Source organism: Mycobacterium sp. NTMscope_Eco_3 (genome assembly GCF_976985685.1).
Genome location: NZ_CDRJYZ010000001.1, coordinates 4,040,432 through 4,055,049, shown reverse-complemented (window position 1 = coordinate 4,055,049; position 14,618 = coordinate 4,040,432). Strand labels below are relative to the sequence as shown.

Below are 14,618 nucleotides of genomic sequence, written 5' to 3'. Positions count from 1 at the left end.
CTTCGAAGCGAAATGGTTTTCTCTCGACTGAGGCTCCCGATCCTCGAAATCTAAAGTAGCCGAGGCAAACGGTGGCGATGTTCGCTGACGACGAACGTCGGGGCGCGCTTGGGGCCGTTGAGGGCGCTCGCGACCGTCTTTGCTAAGTGAACGGTGAAGCGGTCCGCAAATTTCTAAGAGAACGCACCCGTTCTTAACCAATCGTGATGTCGATCGTGACGCAATCGTTATTCGCGGATGCGCTGACGAGACGTCCCCGCGATACCAGGGCGAGAGGTCACCGTCGGGATGATCGTTGTCAGTTGCGCGTTGCTGCTGTGACCTCAGCTCCCGCTGGGCTCTTCGCCGTCGGCGACCTGATGCCCATCGATGCTGGGCGGCGCCAAGGTCTGCAGCCACGTGTCGACGTCGGGACCGACGACCACCGCGTGACCGGACGCCAACAGTACCCCGTTGGCGAGCGCGGCCACCGCGGGCCGGACGGCCCGCACCTGCCGGCTATCGCCTTGCTGGGCAAGCAATTTCGACGTCAGCTCGGGCAGGCGGATGGGGTGCGGGCCGGTGATGGTGCGCGGCGTGTGCGACTGTCCCAGCGCCGCCTCCACCAGGACGTCGGCGACGGTGTCGGCGGCGATCGGCTGGATCAGCCAGTCCTCGACGATCACCTCGTCACCGTCGCAGCTCACCGCATCGCAATGGGTGGCGCATTCATACCACTGCGTGGACTTGACGATCGTGGTCGGTACCGGGCCGTCGAGCAGGATGTTCTTCGCCGCCCGTTTGCCTTCGTAGTAGGGGATGCCGTCGAATTCCGGGTCGTCGATGCCCGCGATCGTCGGCACCACCAGGCGCTGCACGTCCTGTGTGGCACACGCGCCCACGATGTTGTGGGAGGCGGTGGCCAGCGCTTGGCTGACGTCGACGGGTTCGGGCGGCACCGGATCGGATACGTCGATCGCGACGTCGACCCCCTTGAGCGCCTCGCAGAGGTCCGGCCCGCTGAACAGATCGATGCCCTGCTCGCGTGAGATCTCAACCACCGCGACGTCGCGCGACCTCAGCCGGGCGACGACGCGGGATCCGGCCGTACCGGTCGCCCCGATCACGGCGATGGTGGACACCGCCCTCACCCCCCTTCGCGCCGCCGGCTAGTACTACCCGGTAAAACCCGTTTCAAACCGATTGCCCGGCCTGATATGTGCGTGCGGAAGGCAACGCGGGACGGGCCGTTTGATGAAGCTTGCGGCGGGAACGCCCTAGGTGCCATCGAGCGCAAGCTCACTCACCACCGAGAGGAAGGTCAACCCATGGGAGACCAGAAGAGCGGGCCGCAGGAAGCGGTGCAGGGCGCCGTCGAGGGCGTGAAGGGCAAGGCCAAGGAGGTCGGGGGGACCGTGCTCGGTCGCGACGACCTTGTCGACGAGGGCCAGGCTCAGCAAGACAAAGCCGACGCCCAACGCGACGCGGGCAAGAAGGAAGCCGAAGCCGAGTCGGCGCGCGCCGGTGCGGACGCGGCCGAAGAGCGCCAGAAGAAAAACCAGTAGGCAGCTTCAGTCAGGGGGTCCGGTCCGTTTCTCGGGCCGGGCCCCCGACTCACACCCGCTGCAGGTCGACCACCAGCGGGCGGTGATCGGAAATCGGCATCGGGCTGGCCTCGACCGGGCCGCCGCGCAGCCGGGGGTCGTCGGTCAAGATGTGGTCGAGCTGGCGGTTGGGGTGATCGGCGGGAAACGTTTCGGCGACGGCCAGCGCCCGCATGCCCGACCAGCGACGAACGGTTTTCGGCGTCATGTTCAAGTCGCCGGTCAGCAACCGTGGGCCCGGGAAGCCGCGCAGGTCGTGAATCACCCGCAGCAGCTGGCGCCGGTTCCAGCCCGGAACGAACGACAGGTGCGTGTTGGCCACCGTCAGACCGCCCATCGGGGTGCGCAGCCGGGCGATGACCGCCGCGCGCGGCTCCTCATCGACGATCATCACCCGGTTGGGGCCGGGCAGGTACATCGGAAAGCGCATCGGGATGCGGGGGAGCCGCAACACCTGCCAACTGGCCACGGGGTATCGGGACAGCAGGGCGATCCCGTACGCGGCGGTCCCCGGCTGTTCGCGGCCGGTGGCGGCCATCCAGGTGGCGCCCGGGGTACCGGAAATCGCCGCGACGAACCGGTGCTCCACCGCGCCCATGGCCTCGGCGGCGGCAGCGGTCAGGTCGGCCCGCTCGGAGCGTGGTTGATCGCAGTCGACCTCCTGCAAGCTGAGCACGTCCGGATCGAGGCGGCGCACGCAATCGCGCAGGCGCGCAACGTCGACGCCGTTCCCGACCGTGCGGCCGTGCAGGATGTTGAAGGTCGCCACGCGCATAGGTTTTCGCCTACCCACTTTCCCGCTCGGGCACGCACCGCGGCATTCCCGCAGCGGGTCGGTGCGTGGATCACCGAAATACGACTTCTCCCACGGCGGAGCCCACCGCGAGCAGCCGCGCGAGCACGAAACTCGGCAATATGGGCGAGGATTCCCCATCGGTGGGCTCGAGTTGACTTCGATAGCATTGCGCCGCACGGCGTTTGCGACCCATCGCCCAGCTGGGAGATGGCACCGAATAGGCTCGGGTCCACGGCACCGCCGGATCGGCGAGATGCGCCCAATGCCACATCAGCACCGGATATTCCAGCAGCGTCGCGCCGGTGCGGGCGCACGCGTCCGAGGCCGCGCGCCCCACGGCTTCGTGGTCGGGATGCCCGTCGCCCCGCCAGGTCGCTGCGCACCAGGTCGCCGGACCGCCATCGGCGAGCATCTGCACCAGCGTGTCGGCCAGGCTGTTCTCGTGATCCGTCAGCTCACCGTCGGGAAACCCCAGCGAGATCGGGCTGGGGACATTCAAATGTCTGGCCGCCCGGCCCATTTCGTATCTGCGAATGGTCGCCATGCGAAGCCGGTCGGAGACCGACACTCCGGGTTGGGCGGCGCCGCCGTCGCTGACCGAGACCACGTGAACGTCAACCCCCCTCGCGGTCAGTTGCGTGGTCATCGCACCCAGGCCGAGGGTTTCGTCGTCGGGGTGCGGGGCAACGACGATCAGCCGTCGGCACTCCGCCAAATCCAGTGTGGGCAGCGGCCGTTCGGTGAAGGCGGCCAGCCACAACGGCACCGGGGTGCCGCCATGGGTCAGCGGATCGGGGGCAAACGCGCAGTTGCCCGCCGGCACGGTTTTCACGGCGCCCTCATCGCCTGCTTGCCCGCCAGCTGCCCGAGTTCGGCCAGGTCTCGCTCCGCGTGGCTCTGCCGGATGTAGATGCTCAGGTCCGCGACCCGTTGAGCGTGCCGCCCGTCCTGGCACAGCGGGCCCGGGCCCAGGGCGCGGCCGGTGCGCGTAATCGCTTCGTCGACAGCGTGTTCCACGATCGTGCGGACGCGGCGCGCCAGCAGTTGCGCGGTTCCGGAGCGGTCGAACGGATCGGCGTCGACCTGGACCGCGGCCTCGGCGAGGATCGCGTCGCTGGCGGCCAGCGCGGCGTCCACGGCACCCAAGTGTGCCAGCGAGTACGCGTCGGCGGATTGGCTTGCGGCGCAGCGATATAGCGGGTCGGCGACCCGGCGTGCGCCGCCGAGCCAACAGGCGGCGACACCGATTGCGCCGTGCCAGAATCCCGGTCGATCCAGGTAGTCCCCGGGGTCGCCCACGGCGACGGCCTGGGCGTTGGTGAACAGGACCGGCCTGGTGTCGCTGCCGGCCATCCCCGCGTTCCACCAGGTGCTGGGCAACGCCTTGACGGCCGGGTCGGTCACGGTCACCGCGAACAGGCCTTGCGTCCCGTCCCCGAGCCGTGCGGTCACCAGCGCGTGCGTGCAAAACCCGGCGCCCGCGCACCACACCTTGGTGCCGTTCAAGGTGAACGCGCCGTCGGTGTCGGTGGCCGTCAGCGCCGTGTCCGGGGCTTCGGCGGCCCACACGCCCCACAGCTGACCCGGGTCGGGGGGCTTGCCGCCCAACTCGTGCAGGATCGCGACGGCATCGACGTGGGACTCGGCGATCCTGGCCGCGACGATGTTGTCCTCGGCCAGCCGCGCCAGCCGCTGCCAGCGTTCGGCCGTGCGCCCCGACGCGGGAAGAGGCAGATCGAGTCGTCCGGACTCGAGCCAATGTTCGATGAGCCCCGCCGTCACGCCGGACCCCCCGCCGGGGATGCCCCCGATCGCACGGCCGGAATCACACCGGTCGCAGCATCATATGAACGTGGCACCGCGGTTGACATAACGGGACGTTTTCCCCATTGGCCGGAAGTTAAACGGCCTTACGATCGTCCGTCGGCAGGTTGTCCGTGGCGCCGGCGGGGTATCACCTAATGCACCATGGCACCCCTCGACGCACATGCCGACGCAACCAGCTGCGCCTCGCGGTTGCGAGAGGCGCTGAAGGGCGCCGCCTCGGCGCTCAAGGAGCATGGGCCGCGTTTCGCCCTGGCGGGCAGCTACGCGTTATGGGCTTACGGCGCACCGGAACCCAGTCACGATGTGGACCTCGTGGTGGCCGAGGCCGACGTGGAGACGGCCGTGGCCACCCTCACCAATGCCGGGTTCGTCGTCGAACGGCCCCCGGAGGATTGGTTGTTCAAGGCCCGCACCGGCGACACGCTGGTCGATGTCCTGCATCGCATCAACGGCGTACCGGTCGATGCCGACACGCTGGATCAGGCCGAACAGCAGGAGGTCCTGGCGATCAGCATGCCGGTGCTGCCGCCCACCATGGTGCTTGTCCAGCAGCTGCGCTCCCTGGGGGAGCATCACTGCGACTTCGCCAGATTGCTGCCGGCCGTGCGCGCGGTGCGCGAACGCCTGGACTGGCGGCGCATCGCCGCGCAGACCGCCGAAAACGATTACGCGGTCGCCTTCTTGGTGCTGGCCGACCGGCTCGGGCTGACGCGTCAGTGATTACGCAGCTTGGCCACCAGCTTGTCCTTCGTCAGGCTCGAATAGCCTGACATGCCAAGCTCTTTGGCCCGCTTCTTCAGTTCGGGAACGGTCCAGTCCTGGTAAGACCCGGACTTGCCGCCCTTGCGACCCACCGAGGACTTGCCCCGGCCGGCGGCCGCATTCGAAATCCGCGCGGCCTTCTCCTTGGAGTCACCCTTCTTGCGCAGATCCTGGTACAGCTTCTCGTTCTTGATCGACGAACGCGGCATGATCCATCCTCCTGTCCACGGTGAGACGCCTTTTCAGTTATGCCCGCCCCGACCGCGGGGAAAACACCGGCGCTAGGCCGGAACCGGGTCGGTGCGACGCTGCCAGCAACGGTGTTGAGCGAGCGCGCCGGCGAATTCCTCGACGAAGCGGTCGGGCAACTCGTCGGCGGCGGCCGTGGTGGTGATGACGGATTGGTCGTTGAGCACGTCGGTGTCCTCGGCGAGGCGGTTGGTGATGCCGGCGGTGCGCAGCAGGTCGACGCCGGCGCCGTACGCGCCGATGGGCTTGAGATGCTTGTAGGCCTCGGTCACGAAGTGCACCGCATACCCGTCGTTGGACAGCGTCGCTATCGACCGCGGCCCGCACGCCACCACGACCGCGTCGTAGAGCACCGACGCCATCGTCGTGAAGGAACGGTCGACGGGCAGTTCGCCGCCGGATCCGCCCTCCAACGTGCCGCCGGCCACCGGGGCCAACACCTCGACCACCGCGCCGCGCTGTCCCATCAGCTCGATAAAGCGCTGTGTTCCCACCACATCGACGCCGTCGGCGGCCAGCACCGCGACCTTGCGCGATTCGATGGTGTCGCCCGCGTCGGTGACTTGTGACAGCGCCGGTGAGGCGGCCACCGCGTCGTCGACCTGCTCCTCGGGCGGCGCGGGAAGTCCCAGCTTCGCGGCCACCTGGGCGGCCAGTTCGCCGTCGACCCGGGCGAGCTGTGCGACCACCGCCGAACGGATCTCGGGTATCTCCACCTTGCCGAGCTCGAAGGCGAACGCGGCGACGATGTGTTCGGCTTCCACGCGCGTCATGCTCTTCCAGAACATTCGCGCCTGGCTGTAGTGATTCTCGAAGGACTCGGCCCGCTTGCGCATGGTCTGCCCGTCGAGCCGCTGGGTGTAGTGCCGGAATACGTTCTCGTCGGCCAGCGCGGGGCAGCCGCCGCCGATGGTGTTCTTGTAGTAGCTGGAGCGGCCCTGCGGAATCGCGTGCTGTCCGTAACCGTCGTGCTGGTTGGTGCGGACCTCGGCCACCGGACGGTTGATCGGCAGCTGGGCGAAGTTGGGGCCGCCCAGCCGGATCAGCTGGGTGTCCAGGTAGGAGAAGTTGCGGAACTGCAGCAGCGGATCATTGGTGAAGTCGATGCCCGGCACCACGTTCGCCGTGTGGAACGCGACCTGCTCGGTCTCGGCGAAGAAGTTGTCCGGGTTGCGGTTCAACACCATCTTCCCCACCGGACGAACCGGAACCTGTTCCTCGGGAATGATTTTCGTCGCGTCGAGAAGATCGAAATCGAATTTGAACTCGTCCTCCTCGGGCACGAGCTGGACGCCGAGCTCCCATTCCGGGTACTGGCCCGACTCGATGGCCTCCCACAGGTCGCGTCGGTTGTAGTCGGGGTCTTTGCCGGCGATCTTCTGGCATTCGTCCCAGATCAGCGAGTGCACGCCGAGCCGCGGCTTCCAGTGGAACTTCACAAAAGTTCCCTCGCCGCGGTCGTTTACCAGCCGGAAGGTGTGCACGCCGAAGCCCTGCATCATGCGGTAGCTGCGCGGTAGGGCCCGGTCCGACATCAGCCACATGATGGTGTGCAGCGTCTCGGGCTGCAGCGCCACGAAATCCCAAAGTGTGTCGTGTGCCGACTGCGCCTGCGGAATCTCGTTGTGCGGCTCGGGTTTCACCGCGTGCACGAAGTCGGGGAACTTGATCCCGTCCTGGATGAAGAACACCGGGAAGTTGTTGCCCACCAGGTCGTAATTGCCTTGTTCGGTGTAGAACTTGGTGGCGAAGCCGCGCACGTCGCGCACGGTGTCGGCCGACCCTCGGGAGCCGGCCACCGTGGAGAATCGCACGAACACCGGGGTTTGCAGGCCCGGCGTCGTCAAGAATTTCGCCGCGGTGTACTGCGCCAGCGAGTCGTCATACGGTTCGAAATAGCCGTAGGCGCCGGCACCCCGCGCGTGCACCACGCGCTCCGGGATGCGCTCGTGGTCGAAATGGGTGATCTTCTCGCGCGCGTGAAAATCCTCCAGCAGCGTCGGCCCCCGCTCACCGACCGACAGCGAATCGTCGGTGTGGTCGACGCGCACACCCTGTTGGGTCGTCAGGTATCCGGTGTCCCGACGGAACCGGGCGGACTCCAGGTCGCGCTGCTTGGGATTGGGGTCGGTAGCCATGACTGCCTTTCTGGGTGATTTGCTGGGCCGCTCAACGGTCGCTCAACGGTGTGGAGTACCACCGTCAAACCCGGGTAAAACGGCCCGAATCCGGCACCGGTCCATGGCTTCGAGGGTTGCCTGCCATCGATGCGGGTAGACGGCAGTGGTGATTGCGGCGGCTGACGAAAACGGCGGAAATCGGGCGGCCCGGAAGCTCCACCGGAGCGACATCCGATGAATGTCCATCCGCCGGCTATCTGGATCGAGAGGGAAACCCCTCAAAGCGTACCAATCCTGACGATGGAAGGCGTGCTCGACAGCGAGACCTATCTCGCGGTCCGCGATGCCGTGATCACGGCAGCGATCGACGAGCCGCATGCGGTGATTGTTGATGTCGATCGTTTGCGCGCTTCATCCATTTCGGCCTGGACGGTGTTCAAGAGCGCTCGTTGGCATGTCAGCGTGTGGCCGGACGTCCCGATATTGCTGGTGTGCGGACAGCCGGCGGTGCGCCGGGCGATCGCGACGGCCGGCGTCGCCCGATATGTGCCGATCCATTCCACCCGGCGGCTCGCGCTGGACGCAGTGCACGATCAATCCCGCAAGGTCCGGCGACGGGCGCGCACCGAGCTTGCGCGATCCTGCGACAGCATCGACCATGCACGTGGCGTGGTCACCGACCGCCTTACCAGATGGGACATCCGCGAAGTGGTCGCGGTCGCGGCCACGGTGGCGACCGTCTTCGTCGAGAACGCTCTCGACCACACCGAGAGTGCGCCGGTGTTGATCGTCGAGAGCTATCGAGACACCGTCACCGTTGCGGTCGCGGACGACAGTCCCCAGCTGCCCGGCCGGCGCGAGGCTCCCGAGCGCGGTGCCGACGTCGTCTCCGGACTGGCCATCGTCTCCGCGGTGTCGCGCGCGTGGGGCGCGGCCCCCACATCGTCGGGCAAAACCGTCTGGGCATTGGTCGGCCGGGAAAACCAGCTCTGATACCGCCTCCGAGCGTTTCACTCGGGGCCAGCAGACGAAACCCCGGCCACCAAACGAAGTCGCGATCTTGTTCGTTTCGCGGACGCCCACAAGAGGTATGCCACGTGATGCCGGGGGACGGACGACGTGCGGGGAGGAACCGCGGTTGAAGATCGCAATTGTCAGCGGCGACGACGTGGTCGGGGAGGACCCCGAGCAGCTGGGTGTCGCGCTGACGGCGCAGGGGCATGACGCGACGGTCTGCCTGCGCCAAAGCGGTCGACGGCGCGCGAAGGCAGCCATCGGCGGCTGCCGCCGTGTGTCGGTTCCGGTCGGCCCGCGCGCGGCGGCCTCCGCCGTCGACGTGCTGCCCTACGTCGGGGAATGGGCGGCGAAACTGGAGCGCGTCTGGTCAAAGGAACATCCCGACGTCGTGCATGCGTACGGGTGGCTGGGTGGCCTGGCCGCGCAACTGGCCGCACGACGTCGGTGTGTCCCGGTCGTGCAGACGTTCTTGGGCCTGGCCGCGACGGCGCGCGACCGTGCCGTGGCCGCACCGCCAAAGAGCGAACGCGAGCGTATCGAGCCGCTGCTGGCGCGCAGCGCGATGTGGGCGACCGGCGAGAGCAGCGCCGAGGTCGACATGCTGGCCCAACTGCGCCACAGCCGCGCGCGGGTGTCCGCGTTGACCTGCGGCGTGGACTCCGAGCGTTACACGCCGGCCGGTCCGGAAATTGTCCGCAACGGGCTGCAACGCGTCCTGTGTGTGGCGCCGAACCCGCTGCAGCATAACGGTTTTGATATCGCGATCAGTGCGCTGTACCGGGTCCCGGGGGCCGAGTTGGTCATCGCGGAAACCGACGCGACGAACACCGTGCACGATGACGCGCGAGCCCAGTTGCAGTATCTCGCCAAGGAATTCGGGGTCGCCGACCGTGTCCGCTTCGCGGGCACGATCCCCGGCAGCGAAATGCCGATGTGGGTGCGGTCCGCCGACGTCATGGTGTGCACGCCTCGTCAACCGCTGCGCCCCTCGACCGCGCTGCAGGCCATGGCCAGTGGCGTGGTGGTGGTCGCCGCGACCGTGGGCGCGCTGGCCGACGTCGTCCTCGACGACATCACCGGTATCGTACTGCCTCCGGAAAATCCCGTCGGCCTGGCCGCCGCGCTGAGAAGGCTCCTCGCCCAGCACTTTCAGTGCGAAAGCATGGGCGCGGCCGGACGGAGCCGCGCACAGTCACGCTTCGGGTGGGACCGGATCGCGCTCGACGCGCTGAACGTTTACCAGAGCCTGGGGGCGCACGACCGGGCAGTGACGAGGGTGCCCACAGTCCTTCCTCTGAGCCGGCCATGACTACCGCGACCCGCGGGACCGCCGGCTTACCGTCCGGGGAGTTCGTCAGTCCTGCGGGCGCAGCGGTCGAGGAGGATCGGGCCGAGTACTGTCCAGGCCGGCCCGAGCTCGGCGCCGACCCGGATCACGGGGTCCAACCAGTCGCGGTGGAATACAAGCAGTTTCGTAGCAGCGATGTGCAGGCGGCGCGCCGGCTTTTCGCCGGCGCCTATCGGCCGGGCTGGCGGCTCTCCGGCTTCACCGGCCACTGCGCGGTGTCGCATCGGCGCCGGGACACCGGGTCGATGACGGTGGACGAGGTGGCCATCCAGGGTCGGTTGACGCTCGAGATCCCGGCGGCCGACACCGTTGTCGTCATACAACCGCGCGCGGGATCGCTGAGCGTCGCGGGCGGCCCCTCGGCGACCGCGGACTTCCCGATTCTCGTCACGCACGGTATGTCCTGTGTATTGCACTGCAACGGCGCGCGTTTCGATGTGGTTGTCCTCGCGGCGGAGGTGCTGCACGCGGTCGCCGCCGAATGGCACACGGCGCTGTCGCAACAGACCCAGTTCCTGAAATGGCGTCCGCGTTCGCGTGCCGCCGTGCGGGCCTGGCATCGAGCGCTCGACTACGTGTTGACGACGTTGGCCTGTTCCGACACCGCCCAGCAACCGATGATCGCCGCGGGCATGGCCAACCTGCTGGCCGGCGCGTTGCTCGAGTGCTATCCGTCCAACCTGACCGAGCAGGATCCGGCCAGCGGCCTCGCGCTGCCCGAAACGCTCAAGGAGGCGGTGTCTTTCATCCACCGCCACACCACCGAGGACATCGGCATCAACGACGTCGCGGCCGCCGTGCATCTGACCCCACGGGCGGTCCAGTACCTGTTCCGCCGCCGGCTCGACACCACACCGACCGAGTACATGCGTCGGGTCCGGCTTCGCCGCGCCCACCAAGAGCTGATCGCGGCGACGGCGGGCGCCTCGACCGTCACCGAGATCGCCCGGCGGTGGGGGTTCGCGCACACCGGGCGCTTCGCCGTGCTCTACCGGCAGACCTACGGGCAAAGCCCCCACACCACGCTGCGGCAACAGACCCCGGCGTGACGCCCGCGCGGTCAACCACTCAACCGGCGCAGCAGCTGGTTCGCGGCATAGCGGCCACTGAGCACGGCGCCGGCCGCCGTGGCCGGATTATCCACGCCGACCGCCTCGCCCGCCAGATAGAGCCGGTCGCTGATCGGCTGCTGTAGCCGGCACCGGTCGTCGGGACCGGAGCCGGGCGGGTGAAACGAATAGGCGCCGAGCGCATACGGATCGACGCTCCAGTTGGACGTCCGCACGTCGGTCAGCGCGATGTGCTCACCGAAGAGCCGGCGCGCGATCGGTGCCGCGCTGGCCAACAGATCCTGGGGCGAGCGCGACTCCACGAATCGGCCGCGGGTGCCGCCGTTGAGGGCGACCGCCACCGGCGCCACATCGCTGGCCACGGTGAACCATTGCGACCACAGGCCGCCGTCGGGCCCGAGGTATTGGTAGAAGGCGTTGTCCGCCTTCCACGTTCGTTGATCGAAGCGGAAGAAGCTTTTGGACAAGACGCCGAAGCCCAGCGCGTCGATCGCCCGGGCGTGCCCATCGGGCAGAGCTGGATCAAAGGCGATCGCACCGGTTTTCAGCACGCCGAGGGGAACGGTGACAATCGCGGCCGGTCCCCGGTATGCGTTGTGCTTGGTCCGCACGACGACGGCGTCCTCACCGTGCACGATCGCGGTCACCGGTTCGTTGAGCTCGATCGCGAGCCCGTCGGCGAGCGACTTCGGCAGGGCGTCATAGCCGTTCGTGATCACGTCCTGGTCGCCGCCGGAGTAGTCACCCTTATCGAAGGTGCCGGCCGACAGCTGATCCGCGTCGGCGGCGTATTCGTCCTCGACCTCGGTGGTGAGGTAGAACGCCAGTTGGGCTCGATCGGACGGGGAAAGCCTCGCGGCGGTGGCGGCGGCCTTGACGGCGTCGCCCAGGCTGCCGGCGCCGGCTTGGTCGCGGGCTCGTTCCACGAACGCGCGCCAGGTGGCGCTGCGGTAATCGGCCGGCCGCAGAGCGGGATCGGCCACGAGCTCGGCCCACCCGTAATAGTCGGTGGCGACCAGCCGGGCCCCCGCCCGTCGCGCCAGTTCGGTCAGCGGGTTGCCCGTCGCGCCGTGGATCCACGACGCGCCCAGCTCCAGGGGCGTCCCCCAGCCGCGGTCGGTGCACACCCTGCCACCGATGCGGTCGCGGGCCTCGATGACGCGCACCGCCCGCCCGGCGTCGTCGAGGCTGCGGGCGGCGGACAATCCCGCCAGTCCGGCGCCGACGACGAGGACCGAGTCGATGTCCTCGGACGGCGGATGCTTCGGCGCGCACGCGGACGCCATCCCGGCGCCGACGACGCCCGCGGTGGCCGCGAGAAACGCCCGCCGCGACAACCAAGACACGGGTCTAAGCGTCTCATAAGAACCGTTTGCCGGATTTCCCAAATCCCCGCCGAATATCGGGATAAAATCGTCTCATCCTTAGCTGCGGCGACGGGGCCGCGTTCGAGGGGGGAGCGGCGATGAGTGCTCGACGGTCGGTACGCGCAATTGACCCCTTCCCCGAACGGCTGCCGCCGAGTGAGACCGTGTCGGTCCGCGCGGCCGACGGCACCCGGCTGCATGCGGAGGTGTTCGGGCCTCCCGACGGTTATCCGATTGTCCTGGCGCACGGCATCACCTGCGCGATCCGCGCGTGGGCCTACCAGATCGCCGAGCTGGCCGGCGACTACCGGGTGATCGCGTTCGATCATCGCGGGCACGGCCGAAGTGGCGTGCCGCGGGCCAAGGGTTACAGCCTCAAACACCTTGCGTCCGACCTGGATTCGGTGCTGGATGCGACGCTGGCGCCGCACGAGCGGGCGGTGCTGGCCGGTCACTCGATGGGCGGCATGACCATCGCCGCATGGTCGGAGCGTTACCGGCACAAGGTCGCGCGGCGCGCCGACGCCGTCGCGCTGATCAACACCACGACCGGTGACCTGATCCGCAACGTGCAACTGCTCGCTGTCCCGCACGGGTTGTCGCCGGCGCGGGTGCTCGCGGGGCGGGCCCTGATCGGCGCGTTCGGGGGGTTTCCCGTCCCGGGGGCGGCCCGCATCCCGAGCCGTTATGTGGTTGCGATGCTCGCGACCGGGCGCGACGCCGACCCGAGCATCGCGCGGATCGTCTACGAGCTCTTCGAGAAGACGTCGCCGCTGGGGCGGGCCGGATGCGCGCGGGCGCTGGTCGCGTCGGTGGGGTCGCGCTATCTCGACCTCAGCGGGCTGACGGTGCCCACGCTGGTCATCGGCAGCGAACGCGACCGGCTGACACCGATCGGCCAGTCCCGCAGGATCGCACGTGACGCGCCCAACCTGATCGGCCTGGTAGAGCTACCCGGGGGGCACTGCTCGATGCTGGAGCACCCCCGCGAGGTGAGCCGCCAGCTGCGCGCGCTGGCCGAAGCGGCCATCCACAACGCCGCGACCAGCCGGATCAGTTCATAGCAGCGCGGTGACCTCGGCGGCCGCCCGCTGGCCGGACCTGATCGCCCCGTCGAGGAAGCCCGTCCACTCGTCGGCGGTTTCGGTGCCGGCCCAGTGGATCGGGCCGACCGGTTCGCGCAGCCACCGCCCGAATCGCATCCACGACCCTGGCGGCACCGCCGCGGTCGGGCCGCCGGGCGCGAATTCCTCTGCGCCCCAACGATGATCGACGTAGTCGAGAGGCTTGAGTGCGTCGTCGCCGAAAAGCGTTGCAAAACAACGTAACACGTCGCGGCGGCGCTGATCGCCGGGCAGCGAGTCGAACGCGCGGGCGTCGACGAAACCCATGAGAATGCCCGGACCGTCCGGATGCGGGCTGACGTCGAACGTGATGAAAACGGGGCCCTGGTCGGACAGCGCCTGCCCGGAGAATCCGTTGGCCCGCCAAAACGGCGTGGAATAGGCCGCATACGCCTTGCTGAGCCGGCCCTGCGGCCAATGCCGGGCGAGTTGCTCGTACTCGGCGGGCAGCGGGGGAGTGAACTCGATCGAGGCGCGATGGGCCGGCGGGATCGCGACGATGACGAAGCCGGCCTCGGTTTCGCCGACATCGGTCGTGACGGTCACGCCCGCGCCGTGGCGTTCGATGCGCCGCACCGGCGCGCCCAGCACCACCCGCGTGTCCAGCTCGGCGGCCGCGGCCTCGGCGATCTGTTGCGTGCCGCCGGGAAAGCGGTCCTGCTGGGCGCCGTCCTCGACGTCGAGCAGCCGGTCCAGGCCGCCGGCCGCGTGCGCGTAGCGGGCCGCGTGCAGCATCGACACGTCGTCGGGTTCGCACCCCCAGGTCACCCGCGCCACGATCGCCAGCAGGTCGCGCGACGAGGCCGTCGCCCGCACCGAGCGCAGCCAGCCGCCGAGCGACACGCCGTCGAGTTCGCGCGCCCGCCGGGCGTCCCACGGGGCCGCCAGCGGGACCCCGCGGGCAATCCTGTCAAACTGCCAGCGCAGCCGGCCGATGTCCAGCAGGCCGGTCAGGGACAGCTTGGGAATCGTGCCGCGATACGCGTGCGTCCAGCCGCGCCAGTGGATCAGGTTCTTGCCGTCGTGGTGCGTGGGAATCGTGGGAACGTCGAGTTCGGCCGCCATCGCCAGCACGGCGTCTTGGGTCGGCCCGACGAACGTGCCGCCCAGATCGGCCGGCAATCCGGCGACGCTGCCAGTCAGCGACCGTCCACCGACCCGGTCGCGGCCCTCGAAGACCACCACGTCGTGGCCCTGCCGGGTCAGCTCGCGTGCGGCGGCGAGCCCGGCAAAGCCCGCTCCGACCACGACGACGTCGACGATCCGGGGCGGCTTTGACACGCGCTCTAGTGAACCGCATTTCTGCGATTTGCAGGGCGAAATTGTGAAGCCCGCGAGCCTGCGCTGGTTGCGCG

14 protein-coding genes are annotated in these 14,618 nt (G+C 68.6%); 6 read left to right on the top strand and 8 right to left on the bottom strand.

Annotation, left to right across the window (positions count from 1 at the left end; genetic code table 11):
* Positions 1 to 323: 323 nt before the first annotated feature.
* Positions 324 to 1,130 (bottom strand): SDR family oxidoreductase, encoded by an 807-nt coding sequence (locus tag AC0KTM_RS18700; RefSeq protein ID WP_238956636.1) that lies wholly within the window; start codon positions 1,128 to 1,130, stop codon positions 324 to 326.
* Between the two features lie 177 nt (positions 1,131 to 1,307).
* Here AC0KTM_RS18700 and mbp1 point away from each other — a divergent pair, with 177 nt between their 5' ends.
* Positions 1,308 to 1,544 (top strand): microaggregate-binding protein 1, encoded by a 237-nt coding sequence (mbp1, locus tag AC0KTM_RS18695; protein WP_225326371.1) that lies wholly within the window; start codon positions 1,308 to 1,310, stop codon positions 1,542 to 1,544.
* A gap of 49 nt (positions 1,545 to 1,593) precedes the next feature.
* Here the strand turns inward: mbp1 and AC0KTM_RS18690 are convergent, their stop codons facing one another.
* The 3 genes from AC0KTM_RS18690 to AC0KTM_RS18680 all read right to left on the bottom strand — a co-directional run bounded on the left by AC0KTM_RS18690 (position 1,594) and on the right by AC0KTM_RS18680 (position 4,161).
* Positions 1,594 to 2,358, bottom strand: a complete 765-nt coding sequence (locus AC0KTM_RS18690) for an endonuclease/exonuclease/phosphatase family protein (protein ID WP_238956635.1) — start codon at positions 2,356 to 2,358, stop codon at positions 1,594 to 1,596.
* Positions 2,359 to 2,428: 70 nt separating this feature from the next.
* Complete coding sequence (locus AC0KTM_RS18685) at positions 2,429 to 3,211, bottom strand: PIG-L deacetylase family protein (protein WP_472416366.1); 783 nt, start codon at positions 3,209 to 3,211, stop codon at positions 2,429 to 2,431.
* Positions 3,208 to 4,161, bottom strand: coding sequence for an acyl-CoA dehydrogenase family protein (locus AC0KTM_RS18680; protein WP_472416364.1), 954 nt, complete (start codon positions 4,159 to 4,161; stop codon positions 3,208 to 3,210). The genes AC0KTM_RS18685 and AC0KTM_RS18680 overlap by 4 nt, the downstream gene beginning before the upstream one ends.
* A 186-nt stretch (positions 4,162 to 4,347) precedes the next feature.
* Here AC0KTM_RS18680 and AC0KTM_RS18675 point away from each other — a divergent pair, with 186 nt between their 5' ends.
* Positions 4,348 to 4,926, top strand: coding sequence for a nucleotidyltransferase family protein (locus tag AC0KTM_RS18675; protein WP_225326375.1), 579 nt, complete (start codon positions 4,348 to 4,350; stop codon positions 4,924 to 4,926).
* On the opposite strand, the gene AC0KTM_RS18670 is transcribed toward AC0KTM_RS18675, so the two are convergent.
* The gene (locus AC0KTM_RS18670; protein ID WP_008259505.1) at positions 4,920 to 5,177 is read right to left on the bottom strand and encodes a DUF7218 family protein; all 258 of its coding nucleotides are present in this window, start codon (positions 5,175 to 5,177) and stop codon (positions 4,920 to 4,922) included. The genes AC0KTM_RS18675 and AC0KTM_RS18670 overlap by 7 nt on opposite strands.
* 72 nt (positions 5,178 to 5,249) lie before the next feature.
* Positions 5,250 to 7,355 (bottom strand): catalase, encoded by a 2,106-nt coding sequence (locus tag AC0KTM_RS18665; protein WP_238956630.1) that lies wholly within the window; start codon positions 7,353 to 7,355, stop codon positions 5,250 to 5,252.
* A 216-nt stretch (positions 7,356 to 7,571) separates the two neighbouring features.
* On the opposite strand from AC0KTM_RS18665, the gene AC0KTM_RS18660 reads away from it, so the two are divergent.
* From AC0KTM_RS18660 to AC0KTM_RS18650, 3 genes are all read left to right on the top strand, one after another.
* On the top strand, positions 7,572 to 8,330 hold the full coding sequence (locus tag AC0KTM_RS18660; protein ID WP_472416361.1) for an STAS domain-containing protein: 759 nt from the start codon (positions 7,572 to 7,574) through the stop codon (positions 8,328 to 8,330).
* A gap of 145 nt (positions 8,331 to 8,475) precedes the next feature.
* Positions 8,476 to 9,663 carry a glycosyltransferase gene (locus AC0KTM_RS18655; RefSeq protein WP_472416359.1) on the top strand — a complete coding sequence of 396 codons (1,188 nt, stop codon included), beginning with the start codon at positions 8,476 to 8,478 and terminating at the stop codon, positions 9,661 to 9,663.
* On the top strand, positions 9,660 to 10,751 hold the full coding sequence (locus AC0KTM_RS18650) for a helix-turn-helix domain-containing protein (protein WP_472416357.1): 1,092 nt from the start codon (positions 9,660 to 9,662) through the stop codon (positions 10,749 to 10,751). Before AC0KTM_RS18655 ends, AC0KTM_RS18650 begins: the two co-directional genes overlap by 4 nt.
* Positions 10,752 to 10,762: 11 nt before the next feature.
* Here the strand turns inward: AC0KTM_RS18650 and AC0KTM_RS18645 are convergent, their stop codons facing one another.
* Positions 10,763 to 12,118: a flavin monoamine oxidase family protein gene (locus AC0KTM_RS18645; RefSeq protein WP_238956626.1), complete on the bottom strand. Its 1,356-nt coding sequence runs from the start codon at positions 12,116 to 12,118 to the stop codon at positions 10,763 to 10,765.
* 119 nt (positions 12,119 to 12,237) lie between these two features.
* On the opposite strand from AC0KTM_RS18645, the gene AC0KTM_RS18640 reads away from it, so the two are divergent.
* A complete protein-coding gene (locus tag AC0KTM_RS18640; RefSeq protein ID WP_225326381.1) occupies positions 12,238 to 13,203 on the top strand; it encodes an alpha/beta fold hydrolase in 966 nt (321 codons plus the stop codon).
* Here AC0KTM_RS18640 and AC0KTM_RS18635 read toward each other — a convergent pair.
* The gene (locus AC0KTM_RS18635; RefSeq protein ID WP_225326382.1) at positions 13,198 to 14,544 is read right to left on the bottom strand and encodes a flavin monoamine oxidase family protein; all 1,347 of its coding nucleotides are present in this window, start codon (positions 14,542 to 14,544) and stop codon (positions 13,198 to 13,200) included. The genes AC0KTM_RS18640 and AC0KTM_RS18635 overlap by 6 nt on opposite strands.
* Positions 14,545 to 14,618: the final 74 nt, after the last annotated feature.

Bases quoted from the DNA above. Each gene is read 5' to 3' on its own strand.
- AC0KTM_RS18670 (WP_008259505.1), bottom strand. From the start codon at position 5,177: ATGCCGCGTTCGTCGATCAAGAACGAGAAGCTGTACCAGGATCTGCGC.
- AC0KTM_RS18665 (WP_238956630.1), bottom strand. From the start codon at position 7,355: ATGGCTACCGACCCCAATCCCAAGCAGCGCGACCTGGAGTCCGCCCGG.
- AC0KTM_RS18640 (WP_225326381.1), top strand. From the start codon at position 12,238: ATGAGTGCTCGACGGTCGGTACGCGCAATTGACCCCTTCCCCGAACGG.
- AC0KTM_RS18660 (WP_472416361.1), top strand. From the start codon at position 7,572: ATGAATGTCCATCCGCCGGCTATCTGGATCGAGAGGGAAACCCCTCAA.
- AC0KTM_RS18650 (WP_472416357.1), top strand. From the start codon at position 9,660: ATGACTACCGCGACCCGCGGGACCGCCGGCTTACCGTCCGGGGAGTTC.
- AC0KTM_RS18675 (WP_225326375.1), top strand. From the start codon at position 4,348: ATGGCACCCCTCGACGCACATGCCGACGCAACCAGCTGCGCCTCGCGG.
- AC0KTM_RS18690 (WP_238956635.1), bottom strand. From the start codon at position 2,358: ATGCGCGTGGCGACCTTCAACATCCTGCACGGCCGCACGGTCGGGAAC.
- mbp1 (WP_225326371.1), top strand. From the start codon at position 1,308: ATGGGAGACCAGAAGAGCGGGCCGCAGGAAGCGGTGCAGGGCGCCGTC.